Genomic DNA, 16,201 nt, shown 5'->3' on the forward strand with positions numbered 1-16,201 from the left:
ATCGAATGATTGTCAACAATCAGAGGATTGCTCTAGGGTGCAAGTGTGGAGCCGAAAAAAACACCCGAAAACCGCCCGGACAACACATTAGTCAGGGCCGGAGCGCCAGATTTCGCGGCCCAGGGCGCCGGCGATACGAGCCGGGCACCCCAGGCAAGCAACGACGCCGCAGGGACCGAGCGACGTCGTAGCCCCAAACTCGTGGTGCTCACCTCCCCCGGCGCACCCGACCTGCCCAATGCGCGGGAGATCGAGGAGCTCGCCGAGGTGATCTACGCGGACGCCGAGCAACTCTCGGAAGCCTTACCCGGCGCACAGGCACTACTTCTCTGGGATTTCTTCTCCACAGCCTTGCGGGATGCCTGGCAGTCCGCGACCGACCTTGAGTGGATTCACGTGGCGGCGGCGGGTGTGGACTCGCTGTTGTTCGACGAACTGCGGAACTCGGATGTCACGGTGACCAACGCCCACGGCGCCTTCGACGTGCCCATTGCTGAATTCGTGCTCGCCTCGATTCTGGCTCACGACAAGCAACTGCACCGCAGCAAGGAGCTGCAACGCGAGTCGCAGTGGCAGCACCGAGAGCTCCAACAAACCGCCGGTCAGCGCGCACTGGTGGTCGGCACCGGAGGTATCGGGCGAGCTACCGCCCGATTGTTGCGCGCGGCAGGACTGAAGGTCTCGGGCGCCGGACGCACAGCCCGCGAACGCGACGAGGACTTCGGCACGGTGATCGCCAGCTCGGAACTCGCGGAGCACGTGGGCGAGGTCGACCATCTGGTGCTGATCGCGCCCCTGACCGACGCGACGCGGGGCCTGCTGAACAGTGAAGTCCTCCAGCGCATGAAATCGTCAGCGCACGTGATCAACGTGGGCCGCGGGGCGCTCGTGGACGAACCGGCGCTGATTGACGCGTTGCGAGAAGAACGGATCGCGGCGGCGTCGTTGGATGTCTTCGAGCACGAGCCACTCCCCCGGGGCCATCCGTTCTGGGCCATGCCCACCGTGCACATCTCCGCGCACATGAGCGGCGACGTGATCGGCTGGCGCACCACCCTGGCGGAGCAGTTCGAGGACAATCTGGGCCGCTGGTTACGCGGGGAGACCTTGGCGAACGTGGTCGACAAGCACCTGGGCTACGTGCGCGGCCACTAGTCAGATCAATACATCATCAGATCGGCGCGTCATCAGGTCTGTTCATAGTCACGGCAATGCAGATGTGGGCCCCGATCACACCACCACGCGCCCTCCCGGCAGCCTGATGGGAGGAAGCTGCAGCCCCGCAGTCTCATGTGATGAACATGCACAAAAGGTGCACGCTATGTGCGTTTTCCTCCCCTGACACTTCGCGGCTGCTTTTCCCTCACATGAGGCTCCGCTCGTGCAGAAACCTCACGCCACACCGCCCGCACCCTCACGCATTGACCCCTCAGACACCGCTGCCGAACGCGGTCATCTCACCACCTGACACGTACATACCTCCCGGTCACGGCGGCAATGCCGTCCTTCGGGCAGCCAGCCGCGGGGTCGTTTCCGTGCGCCCGCGCAATAGCACGAAATTTTTCGGCAAACCTCTTGACCTGTGACCCAGCTTACAGTATATTTCATATTACGGAAATCAGCTTCCGGATGATGAAAGGAATGAGAAATGTCGAACGCACCTGCCACTGCAGCCCACGTGTCCTACTTCAAGTACACCGGCGATACGCTGGACCCGGATTTCTCCGCCGGTAGCAGCAAGATCGAGAACCGTTCCGCTGAGATGTGGACTCTGGCCGTATCTGCTGCTTGCATCGGAGCAGCACTGTCCCGGATCCTGACCCGCTGATCGCGGATCCCGCCGGAACCACCAAACACCTAGGAGCAACCATGTCCCGCGAACTCGCTACGGGCGACACCGCCCCCGCCCTCAACCTCACCGCACACGACGGCAACACCGTGAATCTCGGTGAACAGAACGAGCGCAGCGCAGTGGTGTACTTCTACCCCAAGGCGTTCACGCCGGGGTGCACCACCGAGGCATGCGACTTCCGCGACAACCTGGCCGCCATCAAGGGCCTGGGTTACGACGTGTACGGAGTCTCCGGGGACAGCCCGGAAGAACTCAACCGTTTCGTGGAGGAGTACCACCTCCCCTACACGCTTCTTTCCGATCCCGATCACGCAGCCGCCAAGGAATGGGGCGCCTGGGGTGAACGCACCATCAACGGTGAAACCTCCGAGGGCCCCCTGCGTTCCACGTTCGTCGTGAACGCAGACGGCACGCTCGCGAACGCCGAATACCGCGTCGATGCGAAGGGACACGTGGGTCGTCTCGTGTCCGAATTATCCAACGGTTCCTGAGAACCGTCACTAATCTCCGCCCGGACAGTGGCCTCCTGGACGGACGGAAATAGCGGCAGCCGCCTTCGGGCGGCTGCCGCCCCTTTTAACCGTTCATCTGTCTTACGACGACGCCGCGCCCTTGGCATTCAGACTCCGCCCTCAGACCCGGGCTGACCCCGGAAAGGTGATGGGAGCTCGGACCCGCGCCGATCAGTCCTCGGCAGTAATGAGGCCTTCGGAAACCATCCAGTCGTAGGCCACGTCCACGGGTTCCTGACCTTCCACATCCACCTTGAGGTTCAACTGGCGCATGGTCTCATCGGTCAACAGCGGTGAGACCTGGTCAAAGACTTCCTGCAGTTGCGGGTACTCCTCCAGAGTCTCCGAGTTGAACACCGGTGCCGCGTTGTACGCCGGGAAGAAGTTGCGATCGTCCTCCAGGACGGTCAGCTCCAGGGCGTCGATGCGACCATCGGTTGTGAAAACTTCACCGAAGTTGCAGTCGCCATCATCGGTCGCCGTGTACACAGCGCCCGTGTCGTACACGCCGATGTTGCCGTCCGGAATGCCGTTGGAGGATCCCCGCGGAATGTCGTAGGTCTCCAGCATGGGATCCAAGCCGTCCTGCCGGGAGTTGAACTCCGCCTCCACGCACAGCGTCCGCTCGGCCACGGGCAGGCTCCCGATCTGTGAGAGCTTGGAAATGTTGCCCAGTTCGGGCACCGCCCCGCTACGCACCGCGAATGCGTACGTGTTGTTCAGCGGCGCGGGCCTGCCCCATGTGAGTCCGTTCTCCAGGTCCGCGTCATGCACAGCCTGCCACTGTTCTTCCTTGTCCGGGATGCCGGTGGCGTTACCCATGTAAGTGATCCACGCGGTTCCCGTGTACTCGTAGGTGAAGTCCCCCTCGCCCGAAACCGTCAGTTCGCGCACCGGCTGGCTTCCGGGCACATTGGTGAAGTCCTCCACCTCGAATCCCGCGGCCTCTGCGGTCATCACGGCGATCTTGCCCAGGATGAGTTGCTCGGTGAAGTTCTTACTCACCACCGTCACCTGGGCGTCCTCGGGCAGTCCCTCCACAGGTTGGATCTCGCCCGGTTGTACCTCCGGCACGAACGACGTGGCCGGTTGCAGCCCACATCCCGCCAACAACATCACAGACAGGGCCGCACCGATTCCGGCAACGGCGCGCGTCGGCTTACTTTTCGACGACGCCGCCCCGGCCACCGGTTGTTGCGCTCCTCGCGTTCGTTTCGACGTTGCCATCACAGTCCCTTCGGGCGCGCGACGTGTTCCACGAAGCGCCCCAGCCAATCCACGAGCAGTGCCAAGAGTGCGACCAGCAGAGAGCCCGCGATCAGCACCTTGATCAAGTTCAGGTTTACGCCCGTGGTAATCAGAATTCCCAGTCCACCGCCGTTGATGAACGTGGCCAGCGTTGCGGTTCCGACCAGCAACACCAGAGCGGTGCGAATACCGGAGAGCATGACCGGCACCGCCAGCGGAAGTTCCACTCTGAAAAGCACAGCCGCCGCGCTCATACCCATTCCGCGTCCGGCCTCCACGAGCCTCTGGTCAACCTGCTGCAGACCCACCATGGTGTTCCGTAGCACCGGCAGGATCGCGTAGGCCACCAGCGCGACGACCGCCGCCGTGAAACCGAATCCCAGCCAGAAGGACAACAGCACCACCAGGCCGATCGCCGGAGCTGCCTGACCGATGTTCGCGACCACCAGTACGGGTCCGGTGAACTTTCGTAGCGGACCGCGAGTCAACAAGATGCCCAACGGAATCGCAATGATCAGGACCAAGGCCGCGGCGACACCGGTGAGTTTCAGGTGCTCCCATGTGTAGCCCCACAGGGCGTCGGGTGCCAGGGTCGCGCGTTCCGTCTCCGTGAGATCGCCGAAGGCCAACCAAGCGAACAACGCAACGATGGCCACGAGGATCACAGCCAGCTGGATCCACAACCCCTTGGACGAGCCACCCGCGACCGCCGAGGTGGTCGAGACGGCATCGGGATTCTGCACTCCGGTTGTTGCGCTCACGGCCGATCCCTCGTCTCCGTCACGTTGTCTCCGCCGACGTCGCCCAGAGACGTTTCGCTCGCGTCGCCTCTGCTCCCGTCCCAGGGTGCGTGCTGACCGTTCGCGGTGGCGCGCCCGTTCGCCGTGTGGCGGTCCGCGACAGGGTGCTCGCGATCATCGTCATGCGGCGGAGAAGCGTTCTCGGAGGTGGCGGCCGCCGTGGAACCGGCCGCGTCGGCGTCGGCATTGTTATCGGACGTCTGTGGGATGGAACCCGTGTTGAGGCCGACCGGAGCATCGCCGCCGCCCTGGGCTGCGGCTTGCCCGGTGGAGATGGCGTCCATCACCGTGTTGACCGTGATCAGGCCGGTGAACACGTCTCGTCGACCAGCGACCAGTGCGGCTCCGGTGCTCGCGACCAGCATCGCGTCCAAGGCATCGTTGAGCGTGGACTGTTCGTTGACGAGAGGCAGGTTGGGGTCCGTAGCGTCCGAGATGACCTGCATGCGTGAGAGCTGGCGCTGCGACAACCATTGAATGGCGCGCCCGCGGGAGTCCAGGATCACCACGTTCTGCTGACTTGCTCCCTCAAGTCGAGCGATGATCGTTTCCGGTGACTCGCCGGGGGTAGCGGTGACGGCTTCCTGCTGCTCGACTTCGTGCACCCGGTTGAGCGTGAGTTGCTTGAGACCCGCACCGGAGCCGATGAAGTTCTCCACGAACTCGTTGTTCGGATTCGCCAGGATACGTTCGGGAGAGTCGTACTGCTCGATCTGGGCGCCCTCGTTGAAGATGGCGATCCAGTCGCCGAGCTTCACGGCCTCGTCAAAGTCGTGGGTTACGCAGACGATGGTTTTCTGCAGCTCCGCCTGGATGTTGAGCAACTCGTTCTGCAGGCGCTGCCGGGTGATGGGGTCCACTGCGCCGAAAGGCTCGTCCATGAGCAGGACGGGCGGATCGGCGGCGAGCGCACGGGCCACGCCAATGCGCTGCTGCTGGCCACCGGAAAGTTCTTTGGGACAGCGGTTGCGGTAGGTTTTCGGGTCCAGGGACACCAGTTCAAGGAGCTCGTCGACGCGGGCGGCAATGCGGTCCTTGTCCCATCCGAGCATTTTGGGGACCAAACCGATGTTGGCCGCCACGCTCATGTGCGGGAACAGGCCGCCGGCCTGGATCACGTAACCGATCTGACGGCGGAGCTTGTCGCCGTTCATGTCCGTGACGTTGTCCCCATTGATCACGATGGACCCGTCCGTGGGCTCGATCAGACGATTGATCATCTTCAGCGTGGTGGTCTTACCGCAACCGGAGGGACCCACGAGCATCACGATGCTGCCCGCGGGGATTTCCATGGTGAGACCGCCCACGGCCGGCTTGGCCTGTCCGGGGTACTGCTTGGTCACCTGATCAAGCAGGATGGACGCGCCGCTGACCTTCTCGGCGGAGTTCTGGATGGTTTGTGTTTCGGACGCGGATACCTCGCGAGGTTGTCAGACGGCTCAGGACCACCAGCAGGAGGTCCAAGATGATGGCCAGCAGGATGACACCGACGACTCCCACCACCACGGATTCGAAGGCGTTGGCCCCGCCCAGGCGGGAGAGACCGGAGAAAATGAAGCCACCCAGGCCGGGGCCCAGGGTGTAGGCGGCCACGGCGGCAATGCCCATGACCATCTGGGCAGACACGCGAATGCCCGCCAGGATGATGGGCCACGCCATGGGCAGTTCCACCGTGGCCAGGGTGCGGAAACGGCTCATGCCAATACCGCGAGCGGATTCGACCACGGAGGCGGGAATGCTGTTCAACCCCACCACCGCGTTACGGAGGATGGGCAGGGTCGCGAAGAACGTGACCACGATGACCGCTGGAACCACACCGAACCCGAACGGCGCGATCAGTAGACCGATCAGAGCGAAGGACGGAATGGTGAGGCCCATGGCCGAGACCCCGTTGGCCAGCGCACTGGCCGTCCTACTCCGGTAGACCAATGCGGACAGCACCACGGCCAGAACGGTGGCCAGCACAAGGCACTGCACCACCAGGCTGAAATGCTGCCACGAGGCGAACAAAATCTGTTGTTGACTATCTCTGACGAAATCCCACACGCGCGTACCGTCCCCACCCTCCCCGCAGGCAGAGGGCTGCATCGTCCATAGTGGTCAGATTGCTGTTGATTCCCACGCAGGTTAGGGCCGATTTAGCGCATTCTTGTGTATTACGACATACGTTCTTCGTATCGTGACCCGTTCGTGACCTTAAGGGCCGGGGTCCTGAATGAGGCCGAGCCTCCTCGACGAGATCGCACCGGCAGACAGCGAGGTCGCCGGCAGCCTTCGCAATCGAGTGTTCTCGGGGCCGGCCGTGTCGCTCATAGCGGACAGCCCGCGAATCTTCTTGCCAACGTCGCCGCGCGGTGGAACCGTAGAACCATAATCACATTGAAAGGAGCCTTACCAATGGCTGACTTGACCGGTAAGAAGATTCTCTCGCTGCAGACCAACCGCGGCGTGGAGCAGGACGAGTTGAAGGTTCCCCTGGAAAAGCTGCGCGAAGCGGGTGCCACCGTCACCGTTGCATCGCAGGAGACCGGCGAGATCCAGAGCCTCGTGGGCGACTGGGATCTGGGTGAGACGTTCCCCGTGGATCAGACCATCGCGGACGTGAACGAGTCCGAGTACGACCTGTTGCTGCTGCCCGGCGGCACGCTCAACGCGGATACCCTGCGCCTTGATGAGGATGCCCAGAAGATCGCCAAGGCGTTCGCTTCCTCTGGCCGCCCCGTCGCGTCCATCTGCCACGGCCCGTGGTTGCTGGTGGAGACCGGCCTGGTGGACGGCAAGACCCTGACCTCCTACGACTCCGTCAAGGTCGACATCACCAACGCCGGCGGCACCTGGGTGGATGAGCCCATGAAGCGCTGCCCCGCCAAGGACTGGGTGCTCATTACCTCGCGTAACCCCGGTGACCTGGAACCGTTCGTCCAGGCCATCAAGGATGAATTGAGCGCCTGAGGTCACTGACCGGATCACCTGGCTGAGCCCTAGTCAGAGTTGATCCAAATCAGAACCAAAGCTGCCCCGGCCGCGTCACGCGACCGGGGCAGCTTTCTTGGTCATGATTGTGCCGGACAGGATCTGGCCGGCAGTCGCCCGCGCTACTTGCCGAGCACGTCCTTCAATGCGCCCAGGATGAGCGCCACGGAATCCGGCGCGGCATTGGGGCCCATCAGTCCGATACGCCACACGGTGCTCGCGAACTCCTTGACGCCGGCACCGATCTCCAGGTTGTACTTCTCGAGGAGCTCCTTACGGACCGCCGCGGAGTCCACGCCTTCCGGAACCTTGACGGTGGTCAGCTCGGGCAGGCGATACCCCTCCGCGGCGAACAGCTCGAGGCCCATGGCCTCGAGTCCGTCCTGGAGCGCCTGGCCTGCGGCGTAGTGACGGTCGCGAACGGCGTCGAGACCCTCACCCAGAATGCGCTGCAGCCCCGCGTCCAGGGACGCGATCATGGCCACCGGAGCGGTGTGGTGGTAAGTGCGCGAGGCGCTGCCGGAGGTTTCCCCCACGTAGCCGCCCAGCATGCCAAGGTCCAAGTACCACGAGCGCGGGTTCTCCACGCGGCGCTCCCACGCACGGTCGGACACTGTGAAGGGCGCCAGACCGGGGGCCACACCCAGGCACTTCTGGGTGCCGGCGTACCCGATATCGATGCCCCATTCATCAGCCTTCAGCTCGATGCCGCCGATCGAGGTTACGGCGTCCACGAGGAGCAACGCGTCGCCCTTGATCGCACCGAGGGCAGCGATGTCAGAACGCGCACCCGTTGAGGTCTCCGCGTGAACGGCGGCGATGATCGCGGGGTTCGGGTGCGCCTCGGCCACCTTCTGAGCGTCCACGGGCTGGCCGAATGGGAAGTCCACCCGAACCACCTCGGCACCACAGCGTGCTGCGACATCGCACATGCGCTCACCGAATAAACCATTGACCGCGACAACCACCACGTCACCGGGGTTCACGAAGTTCACGAACGCCGCTTCCATACCCGCCGAGCCGGTGGCCGAGATCGGCAACGTGCGGCGATTGGAGGTTCCCCACACCTGGCGCAGACCATCGCACGCACGGTCCATGATCTCCAGGAACTGCGGGTCCAAGTGGCCGATGAGCGGCCGGGCGAGGGCCTCGGTGGCTTCCGGGTACGGGTTGGACGGGCCGGGGCCGAACAAGTGGCGAACGGTCAACGTGTTGGTCATGCGGGGCCTCCTCAGGCTGTCCACGTGTGGGTTTTGTCTCGTTCAACCCTAGTCGGCGCTGGGCTGCACGGTTTCCGGTGTGACGGGGCGGCGCAGGAACAGCACGGTCAGCGCGAGCGCCACCACGATCAGCGCGCCCACGAAGGCCACCACACCGTTCCACCCGAAGTTGGTGAGGAACAGCCCGGCCGCGTAACCAAAAACGGAGGAGCCACCGTAATAGAACAGCGTGTACAACGAGGACGCCTGGGCGCGCCCCACGGCGGCTCGCGCGGGCACCCAGCCGTTAGCCACGGAATGGGCGGCGAAGAAGCCCGCGGTGAAAATCAGCAGTCCCACCACCACTGCGGGCAGCCAAGGAATCAGCATCATGAGCAACCCGCCCAGCGTGATCAGGGACGAAATGATCAGGACCTTCCTGCGGCCGTGACGCGCGGCAATCCGCCCCGCCTCGGTCGAGGACCACGTGCCGGACAGATACGACAGGAACAGCACCGACACGATCGACTGGGGTACGTTGTACGGCTCCTCCCCCAGGTGGAAACCGATGAAGTTGTACACGGCCACGAACCCGCCCATGAGCAAGAATCCCTGCATGTACAAGGACACGAGTCCGAGGTCCTTGAGGTTGACCAGCAACCGTTCGAAGAGTCCACCTTGCCCACCGAGGCGAACCGATTGCGGGGTGAACCCTCGTTGCCTGGGTGCTAACAGGATGAAGGCCACAGCGGCCCCGGCGGCATAAATCGCCACGACCATGGTGCCGGCACGCCAGCCCCAGAAGTCAGCGACCGGTGCGGCCACGATACGACCCGAGAGCCCTCCCAGGGTGGTGCCCGAAATGTAGCTGCCCGCCGCAACCGCGGCGTGCAACGGGTTCACTTCCTCCGCCAGATAGGCCATGGCCACGGAGGGAATACCGCCCAGCGCCATGCCCTCCAGGAATCTCATTCCCACGAGCAGTTCGAAGCTCGGCATGAACGTCATGGTTACGCCCAGAATGGTTGCCGCGATGACTGCCGCCACCATGGTGGTCCGGCGGCCGAACCTGTCCGACATCAGCGACCACGGGATCACCGCGACCGCCAAACCCAGTGTGGCCGCCGAAACCGCCAAGGATGCCTGCGCGGCGTCGATGTGCAGTTCTCTGGCCATGATGGGGAGGACCGCCTGCACGGAATACAGCTGCGCGAAGGTTGCGATCCCCGCGCAGAGCAACGCGATCAGAATCCTCTTGTACCCGGAGCTGCCTCGCTCATAGCCTTCCCACACTCCGCCGGCCTGCATGCTGAGGCGCTCCCTTTCACATTGATGCCGCTGCAAACTTCCTGGACCAGGGTACGCCTCGTTCCGTGGGCCCCGGGCGCCCAGCACCGGACAGAGCAACACATCTGTTTCCCTCGGGTAGCCACAGCCCCTACAGTATGAACACATCATCTAGTTCAACTTGGGGGAGTCGAACTCATGAGATCTTCACGGGGACCATTCTGGGCTGTGACAGTCATTCCACTAGTCATGGGCACGGTGCTGTTCACCGCGGTGGGGGCCGCGGTGGCCGCACCCACGACCACACCGGACGTGTCGGACACACCGGATGCGGAGTCTGATCTGGCCTCATCCGCGTCTCCGAGCCAAGACCCCTTGCGGGAACGCACGGGCATCTCGGCCGGGATTCCAATCTGGGGCAACTGGTGCGGACCCGGTCACGGCGGTGGGGAGCCTCAAGGCACCTTCGACACGCTGTGCATGCGCCACGACCGGTGCTACATCGACAGCGGCTACTTCGACTGTCTGTGCGACGCGCACTTCCGCGCCGAAATCCACCGGTTCGGGCCTCAAATGGAAACCGACGAACGCGTGGTCGCCGCGGCCACCACCGTCTGGTTCACGGTCTCACCGTGTGTGCCGCGATGAGCCACTTCGCTGCGCAACCAAACGCGAGGTCTCGTGCCGCTCGAGCCGCTGAACCTCTGTCAGATCAGCCCCGCCCCGCCACGTCCCGGCGAGAAGCCCGCGAAGCATCACGGCAGGCAGCATCCCCGCCCGCATCCCGACCGGCTTCCCGGCGTGCTGCACGGCGTGATTCCGGTTCCGGACCTCGCCACTCGGCGCGTAACCACCGTCCAGCTCACGGCGAGCGCGGTCATTACTCGTCGCGGCTCACGGTGATCATGTTCTTCGTGGCGGTGGGGATCACGTTGATCCTGCCGTTCGGCCAGTACATGGGTCCGTGGTTACCGCTGGTCCTGCTGGGGGTTCCGTTCCTCGCGGGCGGGTGCGGCACGGGGTGCGCCGTTCTTTGCAATCGCCCGGGGTGGGGCATCGCCAATTTGGCCGTCGCGATCCTCTACCTGCCGCTGTTGTTCGTGCTGATCACGGTGATCAGCGGCCCCTAGCCGGGTCGCCCATGGAGACCGGCCCGTGGGTGCTGCGCCTCGCGACGCCCGAGACTTCGCGCGGTCAATGAGCTGAAGCACAAGGACGACGCCGCCCGGCCCCCGCGCTGTGCGGGCGACCGAGCGGCGTCGTCATCTCGTCTCAGGAACTGCGGAAGTGGAGCTTTACTTGTCGCTCACCGCAGCGGCGAGGTTCTCCAGGGATTCCTCGAGTACGGACTCCGGGAACACCGGGAAGCTCAGCTTCTTGAGCAGCTTGTGGTGCACGTCCGACCAGGAGTAGGTCAGCGTGACCTGGGTGGAATCCGGTCCCTGCGGCTGGAGTTCGTACATCCACTCCCAACCGTTGTGCTCGATGGGGGTGCCCTCCTGGCAGGGCTTCCACGCGATCAGCTTGTTGGGATCGAAGCCGGTGACGTGGTTCTCCATTTTGTAGTCACCGCCCATGGCTTCCGCGTTCATGTTCATGACGAACACGTCCCCGGTCTGCTGGATGTGCTGGTCCGTGCCGGACACCACGGTGCCCGATCCATCCACCTGCGGGTGCTTGGCGGGCAGGGAGAGTACTTCGAAGATGTCCTCTGCCGGGGCGTCGATGACCCGGCTGGCGCTGATGCTGGTCTCGCTCATGAAAACCTCTTTCTGCGATGGGTTCTGCGACTAACTGGTTTCAACCCTAGGCGCTGCCCGCCCCGCCACCGCAAGGACTTCAGCGATCGGCGAAGCCCTCCACCGGTCCGCGCTCAAGTGCGTCACGGGTGCCGTCCTGAGCCGCCAGGTTGCGCAAGTGATAGGCAAAGCCCAGGGCGGCCCGGCCCCGCAACCGCCCGGAGGTGATGGCCCGAATGCGGTCCGTGGACTCGACGCGAGCGCCGTGCGCGCGAAGCACACCGACCACCGCCTCGTCCTCGCTGCATTCCACGTTCGGAAAGCCACCGGCCGCTTGGAACGCGCCTGCTCGCACCCCCATGTTCGCGGCATGGATATAAGGGTGCCCCTCGGTCAGATCGTGCTCCAGGTGCCACAGTCGGAACACCTGTTCGGGGCATTCGGCGGGGTCCGGTTCCACGGTACCGAGCACAGCATCCACACCGGCCAGCGAGCGTTCAACCTGATAACTGAGCCAGTTCTGCGGTACCGCAGTGTCCGCGTCCGTGGACGCGATCCAGTCCGCCCCGAGGCGCAGCGCATGGTTTGCGGCGGCTTGTCGCGCTCCGCCGGCGCTCGCCCAGTCACCCTCCAGAACGGTCAGGTCCGCCCACTGTTCCAGGCCCCGTGACGACGGCGCAGCCCAGGCCTCCCGGGTGGCCGCCACCGTGCGGTCGGTGCAGCTGTCAGCGGCCAGGATTACGTCAACGGTGGTCTCCGGTTCGGCACGCACGAGCGTCCGAGCGGCCCCCGCGACCGACTCGATGCACCTGGCCACGCGTTCTTCCTCATTGCAGGCGGGAATCACCACCGCGATCCGTGGACTCATGCGCGGCCGCGCCGAGTGCGTGTGTAGATGTCGATCTCGAAGTCCGCCTCGCGGTGCTCCACCAACCGGGTCAGGGTGCGCCGCCGCCGGGCCTCACGGTGCACGTCGTCCCCGTCCAACGGCCAATCCTTGATGGGGTGGCGCCAGTGGCACAACACCAGGTGGCCGTCCGGTGACAGCGCCTTGGTGCACAGTGTCAGCAGCTCTTTCCACTGTTCGGGCGAGCAGAAGTAGCCCACCTCGCTCACCACGATCAGGTCCAGACCGGTCCACTCCGGATCCCATTGCTCGGGCAGCACCGCGTTGCGCAATTGCACGTTCTTGAGACCCCGCTCGGCGAGGCGCGCGCGGGCCTTGTCCAGGGCGACGTCGCTCGCATCCACCGCCGTCATCACGTCAACACGCGCGGCCAACTGCGCGGTGAGCGCACCGGTGGAGCAGCCGATGTCCAGGGCGCGGGGGTACAACTCCCGCGGGAGGCTGGCGGTGAGCACATCGCGTTTCCGGTGCTCGTAGCGGGAGCTGTCCACGTTCCACGGATCCTCGGATTCGGTGTGGACACGGTTGAAGACCGGAGTCTGATGGGGTGCGGCCAGGATGAAGTATTCGCGGTCCCGTTCAAAATGTTCCAGGATGTGCGGCCCGAGCAGCACCTCGTCCCCAGGCTGGTCCGAGAGCGGGCGCACCTGGGACGCGTGATGTTCCAGCGCCTGTTGTTTGGCGTCCCGGTCCTCGTCAGAGAGCGTTACATGCACCAGCCCGCGCGGCAGTTTGTTCGGGGTGCCCCAGTGCCACCACCAAATGGGGTACTGAACGCAGCGAACGGCGGCCGCACCGGCGGTCTGCCGAACCTGTTCCGCGAGGACCTCGTGATCCGGGTGACCGTCCTTGACCCACGTGACCACGGCCAGGGGCTGGTTCCCGTGAGCCGCCCAGGCCACGGCGTCGTTGATGGGGCCCGCGAGCGCCTCGGCCGTGAGCCCGCCGTCGGGTAGCGCGAGGTACTCGGGGGTGACACACCCGGCGGTGATGGCACCGACCGCTTCCGCCATTTCCTGGTGGCGCACGCGTGACAGCGATTCCTGGGTGTGCGTGGGGGAATCCGGGTGGGACTTCTCCCCCAGCGTGGCCACGATGACGCGTACGGCCGCACCGTTTTGGATCAGTCGGTGCACGGTGCCGCCCGCGCCCAGGGTCTCGTCATCCGGGTGCGCGGCGAAGACGACGGCGCGGTCCACGCCCTCCAAGTCCAGCTCGGGAACTACACGCAGGGCCTTACTGTCGGCCCATTCCTGCTCCGGAGTTCCAGGATCCCGGTGATCGAAGGTCACCACGGTGTTCCCTCCTGAGTCGTGTCACCCACGGGTTCTGCGGTCAGCAGCAGTTCTCCCAGTGCCGCGTTGTCCCGTTCGGCGTGGTCCTGGCGGATGTACACCTGCAACGAGGAGACCCGGCGGATGTGCGCGGCGTCCCCGGTCAGCGGCCCCGGTCCGGTGGCCCGTGAGACTTCTCGGAGCACCGTTTCCGCGGCTTCCGCAACCGTTCTACGAACGCGCAACGCCCACAGCGCGCCTCGCTCCCCCGTTGCCTCACCACGGTCGACGGCGCTCGCGGCCCGATCGAGCACGGCCGAGGCCGCGGTCAGGGCCAGGTCCACGCGACCGAGGTGGGCGCGAGCGGCGTCGTCGAGGGGCTTGCGCAGTTTCTTGGAGCCCTGCCACAGGAGGTCCGCCACGGATTGCGCCCCGCCCAACCAGATCGCGGCCACACCCATGCCACCCCAGGCGAACCCGGGGCGGGTCAGGTACCACTCGTCCTCGCCGAGCGGTTCGGCGGGCACCGAGCGGAAGTTCACCGCGGTAGTGGGGACGTCCGAGAGCCCCTGAGAAACCCACGTGTCGAGGGGCTCGAGCTGGAATCCGGGGTGATCCGTCGAAATCACGAACGCACGGCGGTGACCGGTGCGCTCACCCGACTCGTCCGTGACGTGCGCGGTCACCACGGCGCGGCTCACGAAGTCCGCCAGCGAGCACCACGGCTTGGTGCCGGTCAGTGTCCAGCCGGTCGCGGAAAGTGATGCGGTCAGTGGCGTTCCGGGGCCTTCCGCAGCCCACACGGCCCAGGTGTCTCCATCGGTCAGGAGGTCGCCGCGACCGGCCTGATCGATGATGGCCACGGCATCCAGGTGCGGTTCAATGATGCGTGCGTGGGCGAGATCCTGCCGCCCCAAGTGGCTCAAGGCGGCCCAGAGCTCGCGCGTATCTCCCTGACCCGGCAGGGGAAGCTCACGTGTCAGTTCCCCCGCCCTGTTCAGGCTGTGGCGGACGAACTCCGCCACCTGCCCGGCAACGGGTCGAGGGGCCTGCGGGATCGGCAACATCGACTGATCAAACACAGTAATAAGCCTACGTGTCTTGGGGGCTTGGCCGCGTCCACCCGCAGGGCCGTGACCGGATTTGTATCATGTTTAGTAACACGCGCCTCATTTAACCGTTCGAAGGGGTCCCATCATGTCCACCACCCAGGCAACGTTCGCCGTGGACACCACGTCCCCGGTCCCCGTGTACGAGCAGCTGGTCCAGTGCGTCACGAACGGAATCGCTTCCGGATCGTTGGAGGCCGGCGACCGGATTCCTCCGGTGCGTGCCCTGGCCACCGAATTGGGCCTGGCCGCCGGAACCGTGGCCAAGGCCTACCGCACCATGGAGGCCAGCGGTGTGATCGAAACCCGCGGCCGCAAGGGCACTTTCATCGCGCAGTCCTCCGACGACCGGCACGCTGCGGCGTGCCGCGCTGCCGCCGAGTACCTGGACCGCGCGGCGGGAGACCTGAACTACTCCCCCGAAGAGTGCCTGCAGATCGTGCAGCGGATGCTGGATCAGCGCGCGGCGGACTGAGAACCCGCGCCCCCAGGGGCCCCGAGTCATGCGAAGGTCGCGCATCATGTGTGGCCGCCTTACTGCACAGTAGGGCGGGCTACCTTGCAGTAAACCGGGATGAAATGGCCACGGGCAGCGCTCGACCTACAGATCGGTCCGCCAACCGGACCGGAGCAGATCGTTCAGTTCCTCTCGGGTCGAACCGTCCGCGGACGGGGCGCCCAGCGCCCATGCCATGGACAGGGTTGCGAGATACAGATTCCTCCCGGTGAGGCTCTCGCGCGCATGGCCGTCGCCCTGGGCCGCCTCCAAGAACGCTCCGGTCGTGTCGATGACCTCTTGGCAGGTGAGGCGCAGCGGGGAATCCTGCTCGCCCAATGCGGTCCGCAGGGGTTCGGGCAGACCCTCGTAGGCCCTCATCCACCGGCTCACGGCATCGAGCCAGCGTTCGAGCGCGGCACCGGAGTCGCCGGACTCCTTCTCGATAGCGGCTGCCTCGGCGGACAGATCCGGCTGACGTCCTTCAAGGACTCCCGCGACCAACGCATCTCTGTTGGGGAAATGACGGTAGAGCGTCCCCGCGCCCACCCCCGCCCGCTTGGCGATGGCGTCCATGGACACCTCCAGACCATCCGAAGCGAAGACCTGTTCCGCCACATCCAGGATGTGCGCCCGATTGCGCCGGGCATCGGTGCGGGTGGGGCGCGTGTTCCGAGAGGGGCGCGCTGATGAGGGGCCTCCGCCCACGGCTGAAGTCATGAGGGGAACCACCTTGTCGGTTGATTAACGGAAACTCTCTCCGTATTTTGGTGTTCAAACCGGAGAGTGTCTCCTAATATCTCGC

General features: G+C 64.9%; 18 protein-coding genes. 7 read left to right on the plus strand and 11 right to left on the minus strand.

Annotation, left to right across the window (positions count from 1 at the left end; genetic code table 11):
- The first annotated feature begins 204 nt into the window (after positions 1-204).
- From RF638_RS02080 to RF638_RS02090, 3 genes are all read left to right on the plus strand, one after another.
- Positions 205-1,155 carry a D-2-hydroxyacid dehydrogenase gene (locus RF638_RS02080; protein ID WP_368841416.1) on the plus strand — a complete coding sequence of 317 codons (951 nt, stop codon included), beginning with the start codon at positions 205-207 and terminating at the stop codon, positions 1,153-1,155.
- A 493-nt stretch (positions 1,156-1,648) separates the two neighbouring features.
- Complete coding sequence (locus RF638_RS02085) at positions 1,649-1,828, plus strand: hypothetical protein (RefSeq protein WP_095797624.1); 180 nt, start codon at positions 1,649-1,651, stop codon at positions 1,826-1,828.
- Between the two features lie 41 nt (positions 1,829-1,869).
- Positions 1,870-2,343, plus strand: coding sequence for a peroxiredoxin (locus RF638_RS02090; protein WP_303381815.1), 474 nt, complete (start codon positions 1,870-1,872; stop codon positions 2,341-2,343).
- A 192-nt stretch (positions 2,344-2,535) separates the two neighbouring features.
- On the opposite strand, the gene RF638_RS02095 is transcribed toward RF638_RS02090, so the two are convergent.
- The 4 genes from RF638_RS02095 to RF638_RS02110 form a co-directional block, all read right to left on the minus strand.
- Complete coding sequence (locus RF638_RS02095; protein WP_368841417.1) at positions 2,536-3,480, minus strand: glycine betaine ABC transporter substrate-binding protein; 945 nt, start codon at positions 3,478-3,480, stop codon at positions 2,536-2,538.
- Between the two features lie 110 nt (positions 3,481-3,590).
- A complete protein-coding gene (locus RF638_RS02100) occupies positions 3,591-4,268 on the minus strand; it encodes an ABC transporter permease (protein WP_368841418.1) in 678 nt (225 codons plus the stop codon).
- 101 nt (positions 4,269-4,369) lie between these two features.
- Complete coding sequence (locus tag RF638_RS02105) at positions 4,370-5,755, minus strand: ABC transporter ATP-binding protein (RefSeq protein WP_368841318.1); 1,386 nt, start codon at positions 5,753-5,755, stop codon at positions 4,370-4,372.
- A 4-nt stretch (positions 5,756-5,759) separates the two neighbouring features.
- Positions 5,760-6,458 carry an ABC transporter permease gene (locus RF638_RS02110; protein ID WP_344223725.1) on the minus strand — a complete coding sequence of 233 codons (699 nt, stop codon included), beginning with the start codon at positions 6,456-6,458 and terminating at the stop codon, positions 5,760-5,762.
- Positions 6,459-6,809: 351 nt separating this feature from the next.
- On the opposite strand from RF638_RS02110, the gene RF638_RS02115 reads away from it, so the two are divergent.
- On the plus strand, positions 6,810-7,364 hold the full coding sequence (locus RF638_RS02115) for a type 1 glutamine amidotransferase domain-containing protein (protein WP_344223672.1): 555 nt from the start codon (positions 6,810-6,812) through the stop codon (positions 7,362-7,364).
- A 143-nt stretch (positions 7,365-7,507) separates the two neighbouring features.
- On the opposite strand, the gene RF638_RS02120 is transcribed toward RF638_RS02115, so the two are convergent.
- Both RF638_RS02120 and RF638_RS02125 read right to left on the minus strand, forming a co-directional pair.
- Positions 7,508-8,605, minus strand: a complete 1,098-nt coding sequence (locus RF638_RS02120) for an alanine--glyoxylate aminotransferase family protein (protein WP_344223671.1) — start codon at positions 8,603-8,605, stop codon at positions 7,508-7,510.
- A gap of 48 nt (positions 8,606-8,653) precedes the next feature.
- Positions 8,654-9,892 carry an MFS transporter gene (locus RF638_RS02125; protein ID WP_368841319.1) on the minus strand — a complete coding sequence of 413 codons (1,239 nt, stop codon included), beginning with the start codon at positions 9,890-9,892 and terminating at the stop codon, positions 8,654-8,656.
- A gap of 207 nt (positions 9,893-10,099) precedes the next feature.
- Here RF638_RS02125 and RF638_RS02130 point away from each other — a divergent pair, with 207 nt between their 5' ends.
- Together RF638_RS02130 and RF638_RS02135 are read left to right on the plus strand one after the other, a co-directional pair.
- Positions 10,100-10,519: a hypothetical protein gene (locus tag RF638_RS02130; protein ID WP_368841320.1), complete on the plus strand. Its 420-nt coding sequence runs from the start codon at positions 10,100-10,102 to the stop codon at positions 10,517-10,519.
- Between the two features lie 257 nt (positions 10,520-10,776).
- Positions 10,777-11,001: a hypothetical protein gene (locus RF638_RS02135; protein WP_368841321.1), complete on the plus strand. Its 225-nt coding sequence runs from the start codon at positions 10,777-10,779 to the stop codon at positions 10,999-11,001.
- A 165-nt stretch (positions 11,002-11,166) separates the two neighbouring features.
- Here RF638_RS02135 and RF638_RS02140 read toward each other — a convergent pair whose 3' ends face one another.
- From RF638_RS02140 to RF638_RS02155, 4 genes are all read right to left on the minus strand, one after another.
- Positions 11,167-11,631, minus strand: coding sequence for an SRPBCC family protein (locus tag RF638_RS02140; protein WP_368841322.1), 465 nt, complete (start codon positions 11,629-11,631; stop codon positions 11,167-11,169).
- 79 nt (positions 11,632-11,710) lie between these two features.
- Positions 11,711-12,478: a glycosyltransferase family 2 protein gene (locus RF638_RS02145; protein WP_368841323.1), complete on the minus strand. Its 768-nt coding sequence runs from the start codon at positions 12,476-12,478 to the stop codon at positions 11,711-11,713.
- Entirely contained in the window at positions 12,475-13,812 is a 1,338-nt protein-coding gene (locus RF638_RS02150; protein WP_344223663.1) for a bifunctional PIG-L family deacetylase/class I SAM-dependent methyltransferase, read from the minus strand. The genes RF638_RS02145 and RF638_RS02150 overlap by 4 nt, the downstream gene beginning before the upstream one ends.
- Entirely contained in the window at positions 13,806-14,873 is a 1,068-nt protein-coding gene (locus RF638_RS02155) for an acyl-CoA dehydrogenase (protein ID WP_368841324.1), read from the minus strand. Before RF638_RS02155 ends, RF638_RS02150 begins: the two co-directional genes overlap by 7 nt.
- Positions 14,874-14,988: 115 nt before the next feature.
- Here RF638_RS02155 and RF638_RS02160 point away from each other — a divergent pair, with 115 nt between their 5' ends.
- Entirely contained in the window at positions 14,989-15,375 is a 387-nt protein-coding gene (locus RF638_RS02160; RefSeq protein WP_344223660.1) for a GntR family transcriptional regulator, read from the plus strand.
- A gap of 126 nt (positions 15,376-15,501) precedes the next feature.
- Here RF638_RS02160 and RF638_RS02165 read toward each other — a convergent pair whose 3' ends face one another.
- Positions 15,502-16,116, minus strand: coding sequence for a TetR/AcrR family transcriptional regulator (locus tag RF638_RS02165; RefSeq protein WP_368841325.1), 615 nt, complete (start codon positions 16,114-16,116; stop codon positions 15,502-15,504).
- Positions 16,117-16,201: the final 85 nt, after the last annotated feature.

Source organism: Kocuria sp. CPCC 205235 (assembly GCF_040980905.1).
In the GTDB taxonomy this organism is placed as follows: domain Bacteria; phylum Actinomycetota; class Actinomycetes; order Actinomycetales; family Micrococcaceae; genus Kocuria; species Kocuria carniphila.